The sequence below is a fragment of the Mesorhizobium sp. P2_D6 genome, assembly GCF_056404315.1.
In genome coordinates this window covers 130,237-149,886 of record NZ_JBFUEG010000008.1, presented here as the reverse complement: position 1 = coordinate 149,886, position 19,650 = coordinate 130,237, and the positions used below count along the sequence as shown (strand labels likewise).

The window sequence follows — 19,650 nt, the reverse complement described above, 5'->3', positions numbered from 1 at the left end:
CCGTCGAAAAGAGCTGGCGCCTCGACAGTCGGAACAAGGGAACAAGAAAAATGACCAAAGTCATCCGAAACGGCACCATCGTCACCGCCGACCGCACCTGGAAGGCCGATGTGCTGATGCAGCACGGCAAGATCGTCGCCATCGGCTCCAACCTGCATGGCGATCATGAGTTCGACGCCACCGGCTGCTACGTCATGCCGGGCGGCATCGACCCGCATACTCATCTCGAAATGCCGTTCATGGGCACTTATTCGGCCGATGATTTCGAGTCCGGTACGCGCGCAGCGCTTTCCGGCGGCACGACGATGGTCGTCGATTTCTGCCTGCCGTCGCCGAAGCAGTCGCTGCTCGAAGCCTTGCAGATGTGGGACAACAAGACCTCGAAGGCGTCCTGCGATTATTCCTTTCACATGGCGATCACCTGGTGGGGCAAGCAGGTGTTCGACGAGATGGCCACCGTCGTCGACAAGGGCATCACCTCGTTCAAGCACTTTATGGCCTACAAGGGTGCGCTGATGGTCGACGACGACGAGATGTATGCGTCGTTCCAGCGCTGCGCCGACCTCGGCGCGCTGCCGCTGGTGCATGCCGAGAACGGCGACGTGGTCGCCGCTCTGTCGCAAAAGCTCTTGGCCGCCGGCAACAACGGCCCGGAGGGGCATGCCTATTCGCGCCCGCCGGAAGTGGAAGGCGAGGCGACCAACCGCGCCATCATGATCGCCGACATGGCCGGCGTGCCGCTCTATGTCGTGCATGTCTCCTGCGAGCAGAGCCACGAGGCCATCCGCCGCGCGCGGCAGAAAGGCATGCGCGTCTTCGGCGAGCCGCTGATCCAGCATCTGACACTCGACGAGAGCGAATATTTCAACAAGGACTGGGACCATGCGGCGCGGCGCGTCATGAGCCCGCCCTTCCGCAACAAATTGCACCAGGATTCGCTATGGGCCGGCCTGCAGGCCGGATCGCTGCAAGTGGTGGCAACCGACCATTGCGCCTTTACCACCAAGCAGAAGCGCAACGGCGTCGGCGATTTCACCAAGATCCCGAACGGCACCGGCGGGCTCGAGGATCGCTTGCCGATGCTGTGGACCACGGGCGTCAACACCGGACGGCTGACGATGAACGAGTTCGTCGCGGTAACCTCGACCAACATCGCCAAGATCCTCAACATGTATCCGAAGAAGGGCGCCATCGTTGAAGGGGCGGATGCCGACATCGTCGTGTGGGACCCGAAGCGCAAGAAGAAGATCACCTCGAAGAAGCAGCAATCGGTGATCGACTACAACGTCTTCGAAGGTTTCGAGGTGACCGGCCTGCCGCGCTTCGTCTTCTCGCGCGGTGAACTGTCGATCGAGGAAGCCGAGGTCAAGGCCAAGCCCGGCCATGGCGAGTTCGTCGCCCGTGAACCGAACGCGGCGGTCAACCGGGCGCTGTCGACCTGGAAGGACATTACCGCGCCACGCAAAGTGGAACGCACCGGCATTCCGGCGACGGGGGTCTGAGGTTGCCGAATTCCGCAGCGTTCATCTCACTGGTCGCGGCGACCGTCATCGCCGGTCCGGCAGAAGCGGCCAGCGTGCTGGTTGGCTCCTGGGGCAACGATGCCGGCTGCGTTGTCGCAAAGGCTGGTTACCAGGACGGCGACGACTATATCGTGCTGACTGCCGAAGGCATCGAGACCTATGGCAGTGGCTGCCGGTTTGCGCAGCAATTGACCTCGGCGCCGGGTACCCAATCGCTTGATGCGACCTGTTCCGCCGAGGGCGAGGCGGGAACGACGGCTGAAACCGTGGTGGTCACCAACGACGGCGAGGGTGGTTTCTTCGTGACCATTCCCGGCCTTGAAGAAATGGGACCGCTGCTACCGTGTTCGTGACGTTGGATTTGGGGGAATGAGTGTGCGTGGTTTTGGTCTCTCTGTGGCGGTGCTTGCCGTTCTGGCTGCCGGTCAGGCTGTCGCGGCCGGCATCGACCTGTCGAAACCCTATGGCGACAAATATGGCTGCATCAACCGCAACGGCCAGGAAGTCGCCGCCGATCAGATGCTGCTTTTGACCGACGAGGCATTGGTCACCGCCGCCAGCGCCTGCACCTTCACGGACAAGCAAGCACAGGCCGATGGATCGCTGGTGGTGACGGCAACATGCGAGGCGGAAGGCGAAGAGGGCTCGGAGCCGACCAAGTTCACAATCAAGCGCAGCGCCAAGAACGCCAAGAAACTGACGATCGCCGACGAAGATGGCAACGTCATGGGCGAGGTTGCGCGGTGCAAATGACGGCGATCCCGTCAGTGTCAGGCCACCAGCGCATCCAGTTCCGGCAGCAGGACGACGCTTTCCTGTTCGTTGGGATCGGTGCGGGCGATGACCGCCGACGAGGGGGCGTTGCTGAGATTGGCCGGCAGATGTGGCACACCGGCAGGGATGTAGAAGAGGTCGCCGGCCTTGACGACGATGTGGTTCTCAAGCCGGTCGCCATACCAGGTGTGGACCTCGCCGGAGAGCACGTAGATCGCCGTCTCATGGCTTTCATGCAGGTGTGCCTTGGCGCGGGCGCCGGGCGGCATGGTGAGCACGTGCATGCAGATGCCGGAGGAACCGACCGACTCCGCCGCGATGCCGGCAAAATAGGTCAATCCCTGCTTGCCTTCATAAGTGCTTTCAGGACGGATAAGGTGACAGGTGGGTTTGGGCGACATCGGCAAGGCTCCGGGCGTCGATTGATGGGGATTGGACGAGTGGAAAACAACATCAACGCAAATGCAACGGCATTTCATCCTGCGCGGCAGCGGCTGCGAAAGGCAGGCTGCGGCAAATGACGGGAACCTCGCCAGCCGTCGTTTCGGCAAGCAAACTTGGCCTCACCTTTCAGACCAATGACGGTCCGGTACAGGCGCTCTCCAATGTCGACCTCACCATCGGCAAGGGCGAGTTCGTCTCCTTCATCGGCCCATCGGGCTGCGGCAAGACCACCTTGCTGCGCGTCATCGCGGATCTGGAGAAGCCGACCTCGGGGACGATTTCGATCAACGGCATGACGGCCGAACAGGCGCGCGAGAAACGCGCCTATGGCTATGTTTTCCAGGCCGCCGCGCTGTTTCCGTGGCGCACCATCGAGCGCAATGTCGGGCTGCCGCTGGAGATCATGGGCCTGTCAAAGGCAGAACAGAGGGAGCGGATCAACCGCACGCTCGACCTCGTCAACCTCTCAGGTTTCGAGAAGAAATATCCCTGGCAGCTTTCTGGCGGTATGCAGCAGCGCGCCTCGATCGCCCGCGCGCTCGCCTTCGACGCCGACCTGCTTTTGATGGACGAGCCGTTCGGCGCGCTGGACGAGATCGTGCGTGATCACCTCAATAAGCAATTGCTGGAATTGTGGGAGCGGACGAACAAGACGATCTGCTTCGTTACCCATTCCATTCCCGAAGCGGTCTACCTGTCGACGCGCATCGTCGTCATGTCGCCGCGCCCGGGCCGGGTCACCGACATCATCGAATCGACGCTGCCGCAGAAGCGGCCGCTCGACATCCGCGAAACGCCGGAGTTTTTGGCGATTGCGGCCCGGGTGCGCGACGGCTTGAGGGCGGGGCATAGCTATGATGATTGAGGGGGTGAACGATGGGCTCCCTCCTCTCCCCAACGGGGAGAGGGTGGCCGGAGCGAAGCGGAGGTCGGGTGAGGGGGCGGCGCCGACGGATCCGACCAAGAGGAAGGCCGGGGCAACCGCTCGTGCCCGAGAGCTTCGGTTTGACGAGACCGAAGCTGAGTATCGGCTTTGGGGGGAACTGAGAGGTCGTCACCTCAACGGCTACAAATTTGTACGGCAAGTGCCGCTCGGTCCTTTCATTGCCGATTTCGTTTGTCGCGAGCAGGGCCTGATTGTCGAACTGGATGGCAGCCAACACGCGGATTCGCTGACCGATCCCGCCAGGACAGCTTGGCTGAATGGTCAAGGTTATTCCGTTCTGCGCTTCTGGAACCACGAGGTTCTGGCAGAGCGCCGAGCCGTTCTTGATACGATCTTGGCTTGCCTTGACGGAAAGATTTCTACCCCCTCACCCGGCCTCCGCTTCGCTCCGGCCACCCTCTCCCCGTTGGGGAGAGGAGGGCGCCTACCCGGCGAGGCCCGCTGATGGACACCTTCCGCGACAAGCTTATCCCCGTAACCTCGATCCTCCTGGGTGTGGTCGTCCTCTGGTACTTCTTCGCCGTCGTCCTCAACGCGCCGTTCCAGCGCGACCTCGACCGGCGTGCCAACGAAACCTCCGGCACCGTCGAATTCATCGGCAAGACGTTGTCGCAGCCGAAGCCGACGCTACCGGCGCCGCATCAGGTCGCGGTGAATTTCTTCGAGAACACCTTTCTGCGGCCGATCACATCGACCCGCAGCCTCGTCTATAATGCCTGGGTGACGCTGTCGTCGACGCTGCTCGGCTTTGCCTTCGGCACGGCGCTCGGCATCATCATCGCAGTCGGCATCGTGCATGTGGCGACGCTCGACCGCAGCCTGATGCCGTGGATCATCGCCTCGCAGACCATCCCCATCCTGGCAGTGGCGCCGATGATCATCGTCGTGCTGGGGGCAATCGGCATCAGCGGCCTGATCCCGAAGGCGATGATCTCGACCTATCTGTCGTTCTTCCCGGTGACGGTGGGCATGGTGAAAGGCCTGCGCTCGCCCGAACTCATGCATCTTGACCTGATGCATACCTACAATGCCAGTGTCTCGCAGACCTTCTGGAAGCTCCGCGTGCCGGCCTCGGTGCCGTTTCTGTTCACCTCGATGAAGGTGGCGGTGGCGGCAAGCCTGGTCGGCGCCATTGTCGGCGAACTGCCCACCGGTGCTGTCGCCGGGATCGGCGCCAAGCTGCTCGCCGGCGCTTATTACAGCCAGTCGATCGACATCTGGTCGGCGCTGGTCGCGGGCTCGGTGGTGGCGGCGCTGCTGGTCATGGTGGTCGGCATTGCCGGGCGCCTCGTCGACCGCGCCATGGGCGGGAGGCCGGCATGAACTGGCTGAAGCCATCCTGGCAAGCGGTGCTGGCCATCGTGCTGTGCCTCGTCGCTCTGGCGCTCGGCGCGATGTCGACGCCGGAAGCGGCTGCACTGGCAAATCCGGCCGCCAGCTTCGACTATCCCTATTTCGGAATAAAGACCCCGATGATCGGCCTGGCCGTGCTGGCGGGGCTGATCTCGATGGCCAGAATTCCGTCGCTGGTCGAGGCCGTGGTGCTGTTTATCGGTGCTCACCTCGTCGCCTGGATGCTGGTCTCGGGCATTACAGGTTTCGAAGGCACGGCATTGGCGCCGTATTTCCTGCTGCTCGCCGCTGCCTGGTTGCTGGCCTGGCGCTGCGTGGCGGTGCTGTCGGGGCTTCGACCGACGGCAAAAGGAGAGCGGATGGCGTTGCGCCTGATCATCCCGGCGATCTTCGGCGCCTGGATCCTGATCATCTGGGAAGCGGTGACGCGCGGCGCCGGCATTCCCTTTATCCTTTTGCCGCCGCCGAGCGCTATCGGCGCGCGCATCGCGAGTTCCCTGCCGGTGCTTGGCGCCGACGTGCGGCAGACCATCTTCAAGGCGGTGATCTTCGGTTATGTCGTCGGCAGCAGCGCCGGCTTCCTGGTGGCCATCGCGGCCGACCGTGTGCCGTTCCTGCGCCGTGGGCTCTTGCCGATCGGCAACATGGTCTCGGCGCTGCCGATCATCGGCGTAGCACCGATCATGGTGATGTGGTTCGGCTTCGATTGGCCGTCCAAGGCAGCTGTCGTCATCATCATGACCTTCTTCCCGATGCTGGTGAATACGGTCGCCGGGCTTGCGGCCTCCGGCCATATGGAGCGCGACCTGATGCGGACCTATGCCTCGAGCTACTGGCCGACGCTGTTGAAGCTCCGGCTGCCGGCCGCGGCGCCCTTCATTTTCAACGCGCTGAAGATCAACTCGACGCTGGCGCTGATCGGCGCCATCGTCGCCGAGTTCTTCGGCACTCCGGTCGTCGGCATGGGCTTCCGCATCTCGACCGAGGTCGGGCGGATGAACATCGACATGGTCTGGGCCGAAATCGCAGTTGCAGCCCTTGCGGGTTCGGTCTTTTATGGCGTGGTCGCTCTTATCGAGAGAGCCGTCACGTTTTGGCATCCCTCTGTCCGTGGTGGATAGGGCGGTGGGTTTTGGGTGTTAACTTCAGAGGGTAAAAACATGAAAAGACTGATGATTCCGTTGCTGGCCGGCGCGATGTCGCTGGCCGCGTTCCAGGCCATGGCCGCCGACAAGGTGACCTTGCAGCTGAAATGGGTCACGCAGGCCCAGTTCGCCGGCTATTATGTCGCCAAGGCCAAGGGTTTCTATGAGGCCGAAGGCCTCGACGTCGACATCAAGCCGGGCGGTCCCGATATCGCGCCCGAGCAGGTGATCGCCGGCGGCGGCGCCGACGTCATCGTCGACTGGATGGGTGGTGCACTGGCCGCGCGCGAAAAGGGCGTGCCGCTGGTCAACATCGCCCAGCCGTTCAAGAAGGCCGGCATGGAACTGGTCTGCCCGAAGGACGGCCCGATCAAGACCGAAGCCGATTTCAAAGGCCACACGCTGGGCGTCTGGTTCTTCGGCAACGAGTATCCGTTCTACGCCTGGATGAACAAGCTCGGCCTCAAGACCGAAGGCGGCCCGGACGGTGTCACCGTTCTCAAGCAGAGCTTTGACGTGCAGCCGCTGATCCAGAAGCAGGCGGATTGCATCTCGGTCATGACCTATAACGAGTACTGGCAGCTGATCGACGCCGGCTACAAGCCGGAACAGCTTACCGTGTTCAACTACTCGGCGATGGGCAACGACCTGCTCGAAGACGGGCTCTATGCCTCGGAAGACAAGCTCAAGGATCCGGCCTTCGAGGACAAGATGGTGCGTTTCGTGCGCGCCTCGATGAAGGGCTGGAAATATGCCATCGACAACAATGACGAAGCCGCAGGCATCGTCATGGACAATGGCGGCCAGGACGAGAACCACCAGAAGCGGATGATGAGCGAAATCGCCAAGCTGATCGACAATGCCGACGGCAAGCTCGATCCGGCGACCTACGAGCGCACCGCCAAGGCGCTGCTCGACCAGAAGATCATCACCAAGGCGCCGACCGGCGCTTACACCACGGCGATCACCGACAAGGCGATCAAATAAGCCTGGTTAGGTCGTTTCGATCTTGAGAGCGACAAAGAGCGGTTCGAAAGAACCGCTCTTTTTCTTTGTTTGATGCATGTCGTTGCCCCAAAACCGCTGCACACTTTTGGGCGACATGCATTGTCAGAGGCGCCGTTCCTTTATGGTGTTCATGACGAAGCTGGTCTCGATCGAGGCGACGCATTTCAGCCGCGCGATCTTTTCCTTGATGAAGCGCTCGTATTGGTCGAGGCTGCCGGTCACCACCTTCAGCACATAGTCGCGCGACCCGGTGACGAGGTGGCATTCCAGCACCTCTTCCCAGCCCCGGATCGCCTCCTCGAACATGACAATCTCGTCCTCGTTCTGGCGGCTGAGCCTGACGGTAGCGATGGCGACCATGCTCCAGCCGAAGGCTGAGGGATCAACCAGCGTGGTATAGCCCCGGATGATGCCGGCTTCCTCCAGCCGCCGCACGCGCCGCAGGCAAGGCGATGGCGACAGGCCGATGCGCTCGGCAAGCTCATTGTTGGTGATACGCGCGTCGGCCTGCAGTTCACGCAGGATTTTAAGGTCGAAATCGTCGGCTATCTTCTGCTGCAATTTTGCTCGCTCCTGGCAGTTTGTTGCCGGGATGCAGCCATGAGAGGCCGAAAATAGCAAGGACTGCGCGTTGGGGATCGCATAAATTGCCACGCGAGACTCCTCCAGAACGCAGGAAAAACCATGACCGCGCCGCGCCCTTCGAAAACCCATATCGGTAACCACAAGCTCCATCCGGAGACGCTGATGCTGAGCTACGGCTACGATCCGCAGCTGTCGGAGGGCGCGGTCAAGCCGCCGGTGTTTTTGACCTCGACCTTCGTGTTCAAGTCGGCGGAAGAGGGACGTGACTTCTTCGACTACACGTCCGGCCGCAAGGAGCCGCCGAGCGGCACGGCGTCGGGCCTGGTCTATTCGCGCTTCAACCATCCCAACTCAGAGATCGTCGAGGACCGGCTGGCGATCTATGAGGGAACGGATGCCTGCATCCTGTTTTCATCGGGGATGTCGGCGATAGCGACGACGCTGCTTGCCTATGCCCGTCCGGGCGATGTCATCCTGCACTCGCAGCCGCTTTACGGCGGCACCGAGACGCTGCTGACGCGCACGCTGTCCGGCTTCGGCATTGGCGCTGTCGGTTTCGCCGATGGCGTCGACGAGAAGGCGGTGCGGGCGGCTGCGGACGCGGCAGTTGCGAAGGGCCGTGTGTCGGTCATCCTGATTGAGACGCCGTCCAACCCAACCAACAGCCTGGTCGACATCGCGCTGATCCGGAAGATCGCCGACGAGATCGGCGGCAAACAAGGATCGACGCCGATCATCGTCTGCGACAACACGCTGCTCGGCCCGGTGTTCCAGCGGCCGATCGAACACGGCGCCGATGTGTCCGTCTATTCGCTGACCAAATATGTCGGCGGCCATTCCGACCTGATCGCGGGTGCGGCCATGGGCAGCAAGGCGGTGACCAAGCCGATCAAGGCGCTGCGCGGCGCCATCGGCACGCAGCTCGACCCGCATTCCTGCTGGATGCTCGGCCGCTCGCTGGAGACGCTATCGATCCGCATGGAGCGGGCCAACGACAATGCGCGCCTGGTGGCTGAATTCCTGCGCGACCATGCCGAGGTCGAGAAGGTGCATTATCTGCCGTTCCTCGGCGAGGATACGGCCGCGGGCCGCGCCTATAAGGCGCAGTGCGGCGGCGCCGGCTCGACCTTTTCTTTCGACATCAAAGGCGGCGAGAAGGCGGCCTTCGCTTTCCTCAACGGGCTGCAGATCTTCAAGCTGGCGGTAAGCCTCGGCGGCACGGAGTCGCTCGCCAGCCACCCGGCGGCGATGACCCATTCCGGCATTCCCTTCGACGTGCGCCAGCGCATCGGCGTGCTGGAGACCACGGTCAGGCTGTCCATCGGCGTCGAGCACCCGGACGATTTGATCGCCGACCTGACGCAGGCGCTGGCCGGCGTTTGACGGCAGCTCTTCTGGAACTGGAAAGGGGGCGAGCGATCCCCAGTCACAAAACCGTGTGTCGGGAAACATTGCGCCGCCCAGCCGTTTCGGTTGACGCATGCGCGCGCCGCGGGAGCCGCGACGCATGGGACATGTAATCGGAGGTTCTTCATGCGCACTCAATCCGTCCTGCCAGTGCTTTCGGCGCTGGCCATTTCGACCGCTTTCCTGTTCGCGTCCCCAGCCATGGCTGAGGTGGTGAAATACAAGGCGACGCTTGATGGCAGCCAGCAGAGCCCGCCCGTCACCACCAAGGGCAAAGGCACCGCTACCTTAACGTTCGACACCAGCAAGAAGAAGCTCAGCTGGAACGTCAAATATTCCGGCCTCAGCGGCCCGGCAACGGCGGCGCACATTCACGGCCCGGCGGCGATGGGTGCGAATGCCGCTCCCGTCATCCCGTTCAAAGGCAAGCTCAAGAGCCCAATCAAGGGCTCGGCCGAATTGACCGATGCGCAGGCCGCTGACCTGGCTGCCGGAAACTATTACGTCAATGTCCACACTGCCGCCAACAAGGATGGCGAGATCCGCGGGCAGATCGAAGCCGTGAAATAACCCCAATCAAACCGACAAAAAGGGGCGGCCGACCGCCCCTTTTTTCGTCAGGCCTTGTCGCGGATCTGCGTCATCGTCCGGGTCGGCGTAATCGCCTCGGGATCGAGCCTGATTTCGACGATTGCCGGCTTGCCGCTGGCGCGGGCGCGCTCGAAGGCGGGGGCGAAATCGGCTGTCCTCTCGACCGTCTCGCCATGGCCGCCATAGGCGCGGGCAAGAGCTGCAAAGTCCGGGTTCTTCAGGTCGGTGGCGACGACGCGGCCGGGATAGTCGCGCTCCTGATGCATGCGGATGGTGCCGTAAATGCCGTTGTTGACGACGATGACGATGATCGGCAGGTCATACTGGACGGCCGTGGCGAATTCCTGCCCGTTCATCAGGAAGCAGCCGTCGCCGGCAAAGGCAATCACGGTGCGGTCCGGGTGCAGCGCCTTGGCGGCGACCGCAGCCGGCGTGCCGTAACCCATCGAGCCGGAGGTGGGCGCGCCTTGCGTGGCAAAGCGGCGGAAGCGATGGAAGCGATGCACCCAGGTGGCGTAATTGCCGGCGCCGTTGGTCAGAATGGCGTCGTCGGGCAGCACCTTTGCCAGGTAGTTCATGATCGGCCCCATCTGGACGGCGCCGGGCCCGGTCTCAGGCGGCGTCGACCAGTCGAGATAGGCGGCATGTGCTTTCGCCGTCTCATCCGCCCAGGACGGCGTGCCAGCCGGCTTGCGCTTGGCAAAAGCTTCGACGAAAGCCAAGGGCGAAGCGTTGATCGCCAGCGTCGGCCGGTAGACGCGGCCGAGCTCGCCGGCATCGGCGTGGACATGGACCAGCGTCTGGTCGGGGTAGGGGCTCTTCAGCAGCGTATAGTCCGAGGACGGCATCTCGCCCATGCGGCCGCCGATCAGCAGCACCAGATCGGCCTGCTTGATCGCCGTTGCCAGCTTCGGATTGATGCCAATGCCGACATCGCCGGCATAGTTCGGGTGGACATGATCGAACAGCATCTGGCGACGGAAGGAGCAGCCGACCGGCAGCGACCATGCCTCGGCAATGGTGCGCATCCGTGCCACCGCTTCCTCGTTCCAGCGCGTGCCGCCGAGGATGACGAAAGGACGCTTGGCCTTGCCGAGCAGCTTCTCCAGTGCAGCGAGCTCGGTCTCGCCCGGCCGCGTTTCGACCGGTGTGTGCGGCAAGGCTGCGGGCGCTTCGACCAGACTGGTCAACATATCTTCGGGCAGCGAGATCACGACAGGACCGGGGCGGCCTGAGGTTGCCACGGCGAAGGCGCGGGTGACGAATTCCGGGATGCGCGCGGCATCGTCGATCTCGACCACCCATTTGGCGATGTCGCCGAAGAACCTCTTGTAATCAACCTCCTGAAAAGCCTCGCGCTCCTTGGCGTGGCTGGCGACCTGGCCGATGAACAGGATCACGGGGATCGAATCCTGCATGGCGATGTGAATGCCGGCCGAGGCGTTGGTGGCGCCGGGGCCGCGGGTGACGAAGCAGATGCCGGGCTTGCCGGTCAGCCGCCCCTGGCAGTCGGCCATCATGGCAGCGCCGCCTTCCTGGCGGCAGACAATGGTGCGGATCGGTGAGTCATGCAACGCGTCGAGCACCGCGAGATAGGATTCGCCCGGCACGCAAAAGATGCGATCGGTGCCGTTGGCCTCGAGTGCGTCGACAATCAATTGTCCGCCGGTCTTCATCGTCCAGATTTCTCCAGTTCGGCAAGGATTTCGTCAGTGTGTTCGCCAAGGCGCGGCGAAGGGCGCTCATAGACCAGCGGTGTGCCGGACATCACCATCGGCGCGCGCACCGAAGGCAGACGGTTGCCGTGGCCATCGTCGAGGTCGAGGCGCATGCCGCGCGCGATGGTCTGCGGATCGGCAAACATCTGGCCGATATTGTTGATCGGGCTCGCCGGCACGCTGGCCGCCTCGAGCTTCGCCAGCAGCGGGTCGCGATCCCAGTCCTTCAGGGTCTGGATCATCTGCTCGCGCAATTTCACCCGGTTGGCGACGCGGGCCGGGTTGGTGGCGAAATCGGCATCCGCTGCGAGATGGTCGAGCCCGACCGCGGCGCAGAATTTGCCGAACTGGCCGTCATTGCCGACCGCGAGGATGATGTGGCCATCCCTGACCGGTACAACCTCATAGGGCGCGATGTTCATATGCGCATTGCCCATCTGCACCGGCGATTTGCCGGAGACGAGATAGTTGAGGTTCTGGTTGCCGAGTGCGGAGATCTGGGTGTCGAACAGCGCCATGTCGATGTGCTGGCCTTCGCCGGTCTTTTCGGCATGGCGAAGCGCTGCCTGGATGGCGATCACCGAATAGAGGCCGGTGAAGATATCGGAAATGGCCACGCCGGCCTTTTGCGGCTCGCGCCCGGCCTCGCCGGTGATCGACATCATGCCGGCCATGGCCTGGATGATGAAATCGTAGCCCGCACGGGGTGCGTAAGGCCCATCCTGGCCGAAGCCGGTGATGGAGCAATAGACGAGGCGGGGATTGATTGCCTTCAGGCTCTCGTAATCAAGGCCATACTTCTTCAGGCCGCCGAGCTTGAAGTTCTCGATTAGCACATCCGAGGTAGCGACCAGCCGGCGTATCGTTTCAGCACCCTCAGGCGTCGAGAAGTCGATGGCGATGGAGCGCTTGCCGCGATTGCACGAATGATAATAGGCGGCCGACAGGTTCTCGCCGTCATGGCTCATGACGAAGGGCGGACCCCATTTGCGGGTGTCGTCGCCGCCATCGGGGCTTTCGACCTTGATGACATCGGCGCCGAGATCGGCCAGCAACTGACCGGCCCATGGCCCGGCCAGGATGCGGGCCAGTTCGACGACGCGGACGCCTTTCAGTGGAGGTTCAGCCATAAAAACACCAGAATGGGTCGGAACCGCAGCCTCTATCAATCCGGGATGCCGCTGTCACGAGCCTTGCGCTGGGCCAGCGATGTCACCGTTTCAGCACGCTGTTGGCCCAGGCGGCAAAATCGTCCATGACGATGTCGCGGTTCACTTCGTTCAGGCTTTCGTGGCGGGTGTCGGCGTAAACCTTTGAAAGCAGATTCGAAAAGCCCATCGCGCGCATGCGTTTGGCGAGATGATCGATGGCTTTGCCGTAGTCGGAAGCCGGGTCTTTCTCGCCGCCGACAATGCTGACGGGAAGATCGCGCCTTATGCCGGCAAAGCCGGAATCCTTGCCGCCCTTCTGCGCCATCTGGACGACGTCGTGCCACATCGAGATCGAGGCATCCCAGCCGCAGAGCGGATCGGCGACGTACTTGGCCACTTCCGCCTCGTCGCGCGACAGCCAGTCGAACAGCGTCTTATGGTTGGGCACGGCCTTGCCCCAGGCCTGGAAGGTCAGCCGGGGCAAGATACGCGAGGGGACATCGGAGCCGAGCCTGAACCGCTCATAAGCCAGGATGGCGAGCGCAAGCTGACCAAGCAGGCCTTGCGAGAAATTGCCGTTCCAGATCGCAGCGGCGCGGACGCGCGGCGAGTGTGCCAACAGGTAGTTCAGCGCCACCGACGCGCCCATCGAGTGGCCGAACAGGATGACCGGCACGCCGGGCTGCTCTTTTGCGATCAAGTCGTGGACGGCGTCGACATCGGCGATCACCTTGGCCGGGCCGTCTGTGCCGGCAAACCTGCCGAGCGGCGCATCGGGCGCCTTGGTCGCGCCGTGGCCGCGGTGGTCGTGGACGTAGACATGAAAGCCGCGCGGCGCGAGGAAATCGGCAAAGCGGGCATAGCGCGCGGCGTGCTCGGCCAGGCCGTGGTTGATCTGGACGACGGCGCGCGGAGTGCCGCTCGCGTGGTTTACATAAAGGTTGAGCGTGGCCCCGGTCGGTGAGGCCAGCGTCGTCTGCTTGTCAAATGCCATGTCTAGCTCCCTCCGCGACTGTTGGGCGACGGCGCGACCGACGTCAAGGGGAGGTCGGGAAACGTCAGCCGCACCTTATGGAGATTGTTTTTTGCGGCGGACGAAAGAAATCGTAATTCTGACATGTCGTACGTTTCTAGCTTGCGGCATGAAACGCTAGGAGTTCTGGAATGCGGATATCGGCGATATGGGCTGCGGTGTTGGTGGCGCTGGCCAGCGCAGGCATGGCGCGAGCCGACGTCAAGATGAGCGGCTCTTTCGTCGCAGACGCTGCCTGTCCGGCAACGCAGGCGATCAAGAGCGGCAAGAATCCGGGCAATATCTCGACTGCGGCCGGACAGAGCTACGACCTTCTGGCTGGCAACAAGGATGCGCCGACGCATTACCTCATCCGCGTGCCCGGCGCCGATCCGGAACGCCGCTGGGTCAAGATCAGCTGCGGCCATGTTTCCGGTGGTAGCGCGGGGCCGGCCGCGCCGGCCGATCAGGGCAAGCCTGCGGCTTCGGGCAAGCCCGAATATGTCTTTGCGCTGAGCTGGCAGCCGGCCTTTTGCGAAACCAAGTCGAGCAAGCCTGAATGCCAGGCGCAGACGGCAGGCGGTTTCGACGCGTCGCATTTCACCTTGCACGGGCTGTGGCCGCAGCCGAACGGCAACTTCTATTGCCAGGTGCCGGCGAGCGACAAGGCCAATGACAATCCGGCCCATTGGGCCGATCTGCCGCCGGTCGATCTCGATGCCAACACGCGCGCCGAGCTTGACCAGGTGATGCCGGGCACCGCCTCCAAGCTCGAACGGCATGAGTGGATCAAGCATGGCACCTGCTACGGCAAGAGCCAACAGGAGTATTTTGCCGAGGCGTTGAACCTCATGCGCGCGGTGAATGCCTCGCCGGTGCGTGAGCTCTTCACCAAGAATGTCGGCAAGCAGCTGACCTCGGACCAGATCCGCAGCGCCTTCGACAGCGCCTTCGGCGCTGGAGCCGGGGCGCGGGTGCGCGTCTCCTGCCTGGTCGATCCGTCAAGCGGCAGGCGGCTGATCGGCGAGCTGACGCTCGGCCTGACCGGCCCGATCGGCCCGGACAGTTCGCTGGGCAGTCTGATGCTCGCCTCCGCACCGACGACCAAGGCCGGCTGCCCGAAGGGTTCGGTCGATGCGGCCGGGTTCCAGTAGGATATCCGTCTGTCGCTTGGCAGTGACGCGGTGATATGGTCTGGACGCATTTCATTCGGCGGGGGTGGCGATGAGTGGCATGACATCAGGCGCGCTGGCGCGCCTGGCTTTCTGGGCCAGGGGGATGACCGCAATCCAGGACGGCCGCATGGAATGGCCGGGCTTTTCCTATACGGACGTGGAATGGGCGCGCATGCGTGACCATGACGCTGAAGTAGACCACAGCTTCGGCAAGGAGCAGGAAACTGTTCAGCACTGCCGTCGGTCCGATCTCTCTTTCTCGAAATCGCGGAAAGCCAGCGATCGATCCTGTTTTGACGCTGAAGGGTTAACCGGAGTTCAGCGCGCTCTGTGGCCGGCGGGAAACTTAACGTGCGGTGTACACCTGGCTTGAAATGGCAAAAGCGATTGCCGTTCGGCCCGGCATCGCCTACATAGCGCCCAACCTCCATTCAATCCGACATTTTCGGTCAACTGTCAGGGAAAGCGCGCGTGGCACGCCAGTTCATCTATCACATGGCCGGCCTCAACAAGGCCTATGGCACCAAGAAGGTGCTCGAAAACATTCATCTGTCCTTCTACCCGGACGCCAAGATCGGCATTCTCGGCCCCAACGGCGCCGGCAAGTCGACGATCCTCAAGATCATGGCCGGCATCGACAAGGAGTGGAACGGCGAAGCGTGGCTCGCCGAAGGCGCCACCGTCGGCTACCTGGCGCAGGAGCCGGCGCTCGACCCGAACAAGACGGTGTTCGAGAACATCATGGAAGGCGTCGCAGCCAAGACCGCCATCATCGAACGTTACAACGAACTGATGATGAACTACTCCGACGAGACGGCGGACGAGTCCGCCAAGCTCCAGGACGAGATGGACCGGCTGAACCTGTGGGACCTCGAACAGCAGGTCGAGATGGCGATGGAAGCGCTTGGCTGCCCGCCCAAAGAGGCCGACGTCACCAAGCTTTCGGGTGGCGAGCGCCGCCGCGTCGCGCTCTGCCAGCTGCTTTTGCGCCAGCCCGACCTTCTGCTGCTTGACGAACCCACCAACCATCTCGACGCCGAAACTACGGCCTGGCTGGAAAAGCATCTGCGCGCCTATCCGGGCGCGGTGATGATCATCACGCACGATCGCTACTTCCTCGACAATGTCACGGGATGGATCCTCGAGCTCGATCGCGGCCGCGGCATTCCCTACGAGGGCAACTACACCAAATACCTCGAAGCCAAGGCCAAGCGCCTCAAGCAGGAAGGCCGCGAGGACGATGCTCGCCAGCGCGCCATCGGCCGCGAGCGCGAGTGGATCCAGTCCTCGCCCAAGGCCCGCCAGACCAAGTCGAAGGCGCGTATCCAGGCCTTCCAGGATCTCCTGGATGCAGCCGACAAGCGGCGTCCGACAGATACGCAGATCGTCATCCCGCATGGCGAGCGCCTCGGCAATGTGGTGATCGAGGTCGACGGCCTGTCGAAGGGCTTTGGCGACACGTTGCTGATCGAGGGTCTGGAATTCAAACTGCCGCCGGGTGGCATTGTCGGCGTCATCGGCCCGAACGGCGCTGGCAAGACGACGCTGTTCCGCATGATCACCGGCCAGGAAAAGCCCGATGCCGGCACGGTCCGCGTCGGCGAGACGGTCAAGCTCGGCTATGTCGACCAGAGCCGCGACGCGCTCGATCCGTCAAAGACCGTCTGGGAAGAAATCTCGGGCGGCGCCGAAGTGGTCAAGCTCGGCAAGTTCGAAGCCAACACGCGCGCCTATTGCGCGTCGTTCAACTTCCGTGGCGGCGACCAGCAGCAGAAGGTCGGCAACCTCTCCGGCGGCCAGCGCAACCGCGTGCATCTGGCAAAAATGCTGAAGACCGGCGGCAATGTGCTGCTGCTCGACGAACCGACCAACGATCTCGACACGGAAACGCTGGCGGCACTCGAAGACGCGCTGGAAAACTTCGGTGGCTGCGCCGTCATCATCTCGCACGATCGTATGTTCCTCGACCGTCTGGCGACGCACATCCTCGCTTTCGAGGGCGACAGCCATGTCGAATGGTTCGAGGGCAATTTCGAGGATTACGAGCAGGACAAGATCCGCCGGCTCGGGCCCGAGGCCGTCAACCCGCACCGCATGACCTACAAGAGGCTGACGCGGTAAGGGAACAACCGGGGCGGCGAATTCTCAAGACGATATGAGGAGCTCAAATGGCTGATTGGTCCGCCGCCCAATATCTGAAATTCGAGGATGAGCGCACGCGGCCGGCGCGCGATCTTGTCGCGCAAGTGCCGGTCGATTTCCCGCGCCGGGTGGTCGACATTGGCTGCGGGCCGGGCAATTCGACCGAGCTGCTGGTCGAGCGCTGGCCGGATGCGCAGATCAGCGGTTTCGACACCTCTCCTGACATGATCGAAAAGGCGAGGGCGCGCCTGCCCAGCGTCAATTTCGACCTCGCGGACGCCTCGACATGGCAGCCGGCCGAGCCGGTCAACGTCATCTTTGCCAATGCGGTGTTCCAGTGGCTGCCCACCCATCCGGCTGTCTTCCAGCGGCTGATGGGCTTTCTCGCGCCCGGCGGCGCGCTCGCCGTCCAGATGCCCGACAATCTGCTTGAGCCCTCGCATCAGCTGATGCGCGAGACCGCGGCCGAAATGCCGTTCACTGCCAAGATGGCGGGTGCGGCGCGCGGGCCGTTGCCGCCGGTGTCGTTCTACCATGATCTGTTGTCGCCGCTCTCCGACCGGGTGGATATCTGGCATACGGCCTACAATCATCCGCTGGCTGACGCCGAAGCGATCGTCGAATGGGTGAAGTCGACCGGGTTGAAGCCCTTTCTCGATCCGCTGGACGCCGACGAGCGCAAAGTGTTTCTGGAGAGCTACACGGCGAAGATCGCCAAGGCCTACCCGAAGACGGCGAACGGCAAGGTGTTGCTGCGCTTCCCGCGCATCTTCATTGTCGCCAAGCGGGCGGGCTAGCGCTCTGGCGAATGCCGGCCAATGTCCTCGGCTTAAGCCGGCGTAAACCGGCCGGGTGAGAAAACTGTTGCGTCGCGCCTATTCGTCGCCCACATGAGGACGACAACGCCTGCGCATGGACGGATTGGAAATGCATCGCGTCATCATCAGCGGCATCGGCGTTGAAATCCCTGAAGCCAAGATCACCAATGAAGAACTGGTCGCCAGCTTCAATGCCTGGGTCGATACCGAGAATGCGCGCCGCGAGGTCTCCGGCGAGACCCTGCTGCAGAAATCGGACAGCGCCTTCATCGTCCATGCCTCGGGCGTCCAGACCCGCCATGTCATCGAGCGGGAAGGCATTCTCGACCCGACCCGCATGGCGCCGCGCATCCCGGCACGGCCCGACGATGCGCTGTCGCTGCAGGCCGAGTTCGGCGTGGCCGCGGCAAAAAAGGCGCTCGACCATGCCGGCCTGAACCCGTCCGATATCGATCTGGTGATCTGTTCGGCCTCGCACCAGCAGCGGCCCTATCCGGCGATCGCCATCGAAATGCAGGAGGCGCTGGGCACCAAGGGCGCCGGCTTCGACATGGGCCTCGGCTGTTCGTCCGCCGCGGCCGCCTTGCACATCGCGGTCAATCTGGTGCGGACGGGCGCGCACAAACGCGTGCTGGTGGTTACACCGGAGATCATCACCGGCCATCTCAATTTCCGCGACCGGCAGACGCATTTCATCTTCGGCGACGCGTCCGTGGCGATGGTGGTCGAGGGTTTGGCCAAGGGCGAGAAACGGCCGGGACGCTTCGAGGTGCTGGACACACGCACCTGGACGCAGATGTCGAACAACATCCGCACCAATCTGGGCTACCACACCCGCACCGCGCAGGACGATCCCTACATGATCAGCCTCGAGGGCAATCTGATCAAACAGGTCGGCAACAAGGTGTTCAAGGAAGTCACCGTCGCCGGCCACAAATTCATCGTCGAGTTCCTGGCCGAACACGGGCTGACGCCGCAAGCCGTCCGGCGCTTCTGGCTGCATCAGGCCAATGCGCGGATGAACGCCATGATCCTGAAACTGGCCTTCGGCCATGAGGTCGACCACGACCGTGCGCCGATGGTGCTGGAGCGGCTCGGCAACACCGCCGGCGCCGGCGCCATCATTGCGCTTTCGGAAAACCACGCCGACATGAAGCCCGGCGATTTCGGCGTGCTGTGCGCCTTCGGCGCCGGCTATTCGATCGGTGGCGCGCTGCTCAGGATGCTGTAGTCAGGCCGGCGTGAACGGCACCAGCATCGGCACGCGGCGGGCGTAGTCGTCATAGGCGCTGCCGAGTTCGCCGCGCAGAAAACGCTCCTCAAGCTTAGCCTTGACGACGATGCCGACGGTGAGAAAGACCGCGCCGGCGATGCCCCAGACCGTGCCCTTGGCCGCCATGGTGGCCAGGATTGCCAAGAGCAGTCCAGTGTAGATCGGATGGCGGACCAGCCCGTAGGGGCCGGTGTCGATGACACGGTGTTGGGCCTTCGCCGTGACCGAAGCCGACCAGAGGCGGCCGAGATGCAGCCGCGCCCACCAGGCGAACAACAGGCCAACGGCAATGATCCCGACGCAGATCCACGCTTCGGCAAGGGTCGGAAACCAGAACCGCAGCCGGCCGGCATAGCCATGCGCGGGAATGAACAGCAGCACCGCGCCGATCATCCACAAAGCGCGATAGCGAAACTCCGCCTGGATGCCGGCGCGCTTTTGCGCGGGGTCGGACCAAAAGGCGGCTAGAAGCCAGGACACGACCCAGATCAGCCAGAGCAATGCGATTGCCGTACCGGGACGCATGGGAGACCTCCACCGACTGTCTACCATGAAGCCGGTGCAGCACGGCGGCAATGCGGCGCA

The 19,650-nt window shown here is 63.1% G+C and carries 21 protein-coding genes; 15 read left to right on the top strand and 6 right to left on the bottom strand.

The features are described 5' to 3' along the window. Positions 1–50 precede the first annotated feature (50 nt). From hydA to AC1D1L_RS18715, 3 genes are read left to right on the top strand one after another with little or no spacing between them, the layout of a single operon-like run. The gene (gene hydA, locus AC1D1L_RS18725; RefSeq protein ID WP_477342961.1) at positions 51–1,502 is read left to right on the top strand and encodes a dihydropyrimidinase; all 1,452 of its coding nucleotides are present in this window, start codon (positions 51–53) and stop codon (positions 1,500–1,502) included. Positions 1,503–1,504: 2 nt separating this feature from the next. Further along, positions 1,505–1,876: a hypothetical protein gene (locus tag AC1D1L_RS18720; RefSeq protein ID WP_477342960.1), complete on the top strand. Its 372-nt coding sequence runs from the start codon at positions 1,505–1,507 to the stop codon at positions 1,874–1,876. Positions 1,877–1,892: 16 nt separating this feature from the next. Further along, positions 1,893–2,276 (top strand): hypothetical protein, encoded by a 384-nt coding sequence (locus tag AC1D1L_RS18715; RefSeq protein WP_477342959.1) that lies wholly within the window; start codon positions 1,893–1,895, stop codon positions 2,274–2,276. A gap of 17 nt (positions 2,277–2,293) precedes the next feature. Here the strand turns inward: AC1D1L_RS18715 and AC1D1L_RS18710 are convergent, their stop codons facing one another. Further along, positions 2,294–2,698 carry a cupin domain-containing protein gene (locus AC1D1L_RS18710; RefSeq protein WP_477342958.1) on the bottom strand — a complete coding sequence of 135 codons (405 nt, stop codon included), beginning with the start codon at positions 2,696–2,698 and terminating at the stop codon, positions 2,294–2,296. 116 nt (positions 2,699–2,814) lie between these two features. Here AC1D1L_RS18710 and AC1D1L_RS18705 point away from each other — a divergent pair, with 116 nt between their 5' ends. The 5 genes from AC1D1L_RS18705 to AC1D1L_RS18685 are packed head-to-tail and all read left to right on the top strand — an operon-like array spanning position 2,815 to position 7,172. After that, positions 2,815–3,606 carry an ABC transporter ATP-binding protein gene (locus tag AC1D1L_RS18705; protein ID WP_477342957.1) on the top strand — a complete coding sequence of 264 codons (792 nt, stop codon included), beginning with the start codon at positions 2,815–2,817 and terminating at the stop codon, positions 3,604–3,606. Then, the gene (locus AC1D1L_RS18700) at positions 3,596–4,132 is read left to right on the top strand and encodes an endonuclease domain-containing protein (protein WP_477342956.1); all 537 of its coding nucleotides are present in this window, start codon (positions 3,596–3,598) and stop codon (positions 4,130–4,132) included. The genes AC1D1L_RS18705 and AC1D1L_RS18700 overlap by 11 nt, the downstream gene beginning before the upstream one ends. Then, positions 4,132–5,010 (top strand): ABC transporter permease, encoded by an 879-nt coding sequence (locus tag AC1D1L_RS18695; RefSeq protein ID WP_477342955.1) that lies wholly within the window; start codon positions 4,132–4,134, stop codon positions 5,008–5,010. Before AC1D1L_RS18700 ends, AC1D1L_RS18695 begins: the two co-directional genes overlap by 1 nt. Continuing rightward, positions 5,007–6,161 carry an ABC transporter permease gene (locus AC1D1L_RS18690; protein ID WP_477342953.1) on the top strand — a complete coding sequence of 385 codons (1,155 nt, stop codon included), beginning with the start codon at positions 5,007–5,009 and terminating at the stop codon, positions 6,159–6,161. The genes AC1D1L_RS18695 and AC1D1L_RS18690 overlap by 4 nt, the downstream gene beginning before the upstream one ends. 39 nt (positions 6,162–6,200) lie before the next feature. Next, positions 6,201–7,172, top strand: a complete 972-nt coding sequence (locus AC1D1L_RS18685; protein ID WP_477342952.1) for an ABC transporter substrate-binding protein — start codon at positions 6,201–6,203, stop codon at positions 7,170–7,172. A 123-nt stretch (positions 7,173–7,295) separates the two neighbouring features. On the opposite strand, the gene AC1D1L_RS18680 is transcribed toward AC1D1L_RS18685, so the two are convergent. After that, on the bottom strand, positions 7,296–7,754 hold the full coding sequence (locus tag AC1D1L_RS18680; protein ID WP_112560478.1) for an Lrp/AsnC family transcriptional regulator: 459 nt from the start codon (positions 7,752–7,754) through the stop codon (positions 7,296–7,298). A 123-nt stretch (positions 7,755–7,877) separates the two neighbouring features. Between AC1D1L_RS18680 and AC1D1L_RS18675 the strand changes: the two genes are divergently transcribed. Together AC1D1L_RS18675 and AC1D1L_RS18670 are read left to right on the top strand one after the other, a co-directional pair. Continuing rightward, positions 7,878–9,161, top strand: a complete 1,284-nt coding sequence (locus tag AC1D1L_RS18675) for a cystathionine gamma-synthase family protein (RefSeq protein ID WP_477342951.1) — start codon at positions 7,878–7,880, stop codon at positions 9,159–9,161. Positions 9,162–9,311: 150 nt separating this feature from the next. Then, the gene (locus AC1D1L_RS18670) at positions 9,312–9,755 is read left to right on the top strand and encodes a CHRD domain-containing protein (protein WP_352559916.1); all 444 of its coding nucleotides are present in this window, start codon (positions 9,312–9,314) and stop codon (positions 9,753–9,755) included. A 47-nt stretch (positions 9,756–9,802) separates the two neighbouring features. On the opposite strand, the gene AC1D1L_RS18665 is transcribed toward AC1D1L_RS18670, so the two are convergent. The 3 genes from AC1D1L_RS18665 to AC1D1L_RS18655 all read right to left on the bottom strand — a co-directional run bounded on the left by AC1D1L_RS18665 (position 9,803) and on the right by AC1D1L_RS18655 (position 13,639). Then, positions 9,803–11,452, bottom strand: a complete 1,650-nt coding sequence (locus tag AC1D1L_RS18665) for a thiamine pyrophosphate-binding protein (RefSeq protein WP_477342950.1) — start codon at positions 11,450–11,452, stop codon at positions 9,803–9,805. Then, on the bottom strand, positions 11,449–12,624 hold the full coding sequence (locus AC1D1L_RS18660; protein ID WP_477342949.1) for a CaiB/BaiF CoA transferase family protein: 1,176 nt from the start codon (positions 12,622–12,624) through the stop codon (positions 11,449–11,451). Before AC1D1L_RS18660 ends, AC1D1L_RS18665 begins: the two co-directional genes overlap by 4 nt. An 82-nt stretch (positions 12,625–12,706) precedes the next feature. Beyond that, positions 12,707–13,639: an alpha/beta fold hydrolase gene (locus AC1D1L_RS18655; RefSeq protein WP_477342947.1), complete on the bottom strand. Its 933-nt coding sequence runs from the start codon at positions 13,637–13,639 to the stop codon at positions 12,707–12,709. A gap of 170 nt (positions 13,640–13,809) precedes the next feature. On the opposite strand from AC1D1L_RS18655, the gene AC1D1L_RS18650 reads away from it, so the two are divergent. The 5 genes from AC1D1L_RS18650 to AC1D1L_RS18630 all read left to right on the top strand — a co-directional run bounded on the left by AC1D1L_RS18650 (position 13,810) and on the right by AC1D1L_RS18630 (position 19,023). Beyond that, positions 13,810–14,811: a ribonuclease T2 family protein gene (locus tag AC1D1L_RS18650; protein ID WP_477342946.1), complete on the top strand. Its 1,002-nt coding sequence runs from the start codon at positions 13,810–13,812 to the stop codon at positions 14,809–14,811. 70 nt (positions 14,812–14,881) lie between these two features. Beyond that, complete coding sequence (locus tag AC1D1L_RS18645) at positions 14,882–15,205, top strand: hypothetical protein (protein WP_477342944.1); 324 nt, start codon at positions 14,882–14,884, stop codon at positions 15,203–15,205. 98 nt (positions 15,206–15,303) lie between these two features. Continuing rightward, positions 15,304–16,953 carry an energy-dependent translational throttle protein EttA gene (ettA, locus tag AC1D1L_RS18640; RefSeq protein WP_112560345.1) on the top strand — a complete coding sequence of 550 codons (1,650 nt, stop codon included), beginning with the start codon at positions 15,304–15,306 and terminating at the stop codon, positions 16,951–16,953. 47 nt (positions 16,954–17,000) lie between these two features. Beyond that, positions 17,001–17,771 (top strand): trans-aconitate 2-methyltransferase, encoded by a 771-nt coding sequence (gene tam / locus AC1D1L_RS18635; RefSeq protein WP_477342942.1) that lies wholly within the window; start codon positions 17,001–17,003, stop codon positions 17,769–17,771. 130 nt (positions 17,772–17,901) lie between these two features. Continuing rightward, complete coding sequence (locus AC1D1L_RS18630; protein ID WP_352583846.1) at positions 17,902–19,023, top strand: beta-ketoacyl-ACP synthase III; 1,122 nt, start codon at positions 17,902–17,904, stop codon at positions 19,021–19,023. On the opposite strand, the gene AC1D1L_RS18625 is transcribed toward AC1D1L_RS18630, so the two are convergent. Continuing rightward, a complete protein-coding gene (locus AC1D1L_RS18625; protein ID WP_477342941.1) occupies positions 19,024–19,590 on the bottom strand; it encodes a methyltransferase family protein in 567 nt (188 codons plus the stop codon). It lies immediately after the preceding gene. Between the last annotated feature and the right edge of the window lie 60 nt (positions 19,591–19,650).

Coding starts and splice junctions, on each gene's coding strand:
- hydA (WP_477342961.1), top strand. CDS start 51: ATGACCAAAGTCATCCGAAACGGCACCATCGTCACCGCCGACCGCACC.
- AC1D1L_RS18715 (WP_477342959.1), top strand. CDS start 1,893: ATGAGTGTGCGTGGTTTTGGTCTCTCTGTGGCGGTGCTTGCCGTTCTG.
- AC1D1L_RS18710 (WP_477342958.1), bottom strand. CDS start 2,698: ATGTCGCCCAAACCCACCTGTCACCTTATCCGTCCTGAAAGCACTTAT.
- AC1D1L_RS18705 (WP_477342957.1), top strand. CDS start 2,815: ATGACGGGAACCTCGCCAGCCGTCGTTTCGGCAAGCAAACTTGGCCTC.
- AC1D1L_RS18700 (WP_477342956.1), top strand. CDS start 3,596: ATGATGATTGAGGGGGTGAACGATGGGCTCCCTCCTCTCCCCAACGGG.
- AC1D1L_RS18695 (WP_477342955.1), top strand. CDS start 4,132: ATGGACACCTTCCGCGACAAGCTTATCCCCGTAACCTCGATCCTCCTG.
- AC1D1L_RS18690 (WP_477342953.1), top strand. CDS start 5,007: ATGAACTGGCTGAAGCCATCCTGGCAAGCGGTGCTGGCCATCGTGCTG.
- AC1D1L_RS18685 (WP_477342952.1), top strand. CDS start 6,201: ATGAAAAGACTGATGATTCCGTTGCTGGCCGGCGCGATGTCGCTGGCC.
- AC1D1L_RS18675 (WP_477342951.1), top strand. CDS start 7,878: ATGACCGCGCCGCGCCCTTCGAAAACCCATATCGGTAACCACAAGCTC.
- AC1D1L_RS18670 (WP_352559916.1), top strand. CDS start 9,312: ATGCGCACTCAATCCGTCCTGCCAGTGCTTTCGGCGCTGGCCATTTCG.
- AC1D1L_RS18665 (WP_477342950.1), bottom strand. CDS start 11,452: ATGAAGACCGGCGGACAATTGATTGTCGACGCACTCGAGGCCAACGGC.
- AC1D1L_RS18660 (WP_477342949.1), bottom strand. CDS start 12,624: ATGGCTGAACCTCCACTGAAAGGCGTCCGCGTCGTCGAACTGGCCCGC.
- AC1D1L_RS18655 (WP_477342947.1), bottom strand. CDS start 13,639: ATGGCATTTGACAAGCAGACGACGCTGGCCTCACCGACCGGGGCCACG.
- AC1D1L_RS18650 (WP_477342946.1), top strand. CDS start 13,810: ATGCGGATATCGGCGATATGGGCTGCGGTGTTGGTGGCGCTGGCCAGC.
- AC1D1L_RS18645 (WP_477342944.1), top strand. CDS start 14,882: ATGAGTGGCATGACATCAGGCGCGCTGGCGCGCCTGGCTTTCTGGGCC.
- tam (WP_477342942.1), top strand. CDS start 17,001: ATGGCTGATTGGTCCGCCGCCCAATATCTGAAATTCGAGGATGAGCGC.
- AC1D1L_RS18630 (WP_352583846.1), top strand. CDS start 17,902: ATGCATCGCGTCATCATCAGCGGCATCGGCGTTGAAATCCCTGAAGCC.
- AC1D1L_RS18625 (WP_477342941.1), bottom strand. CDS start 19,590: ATGCGTCCCGGTACGGCAATCGCATTGCTCTGGCTGATCTGGGTCGTG.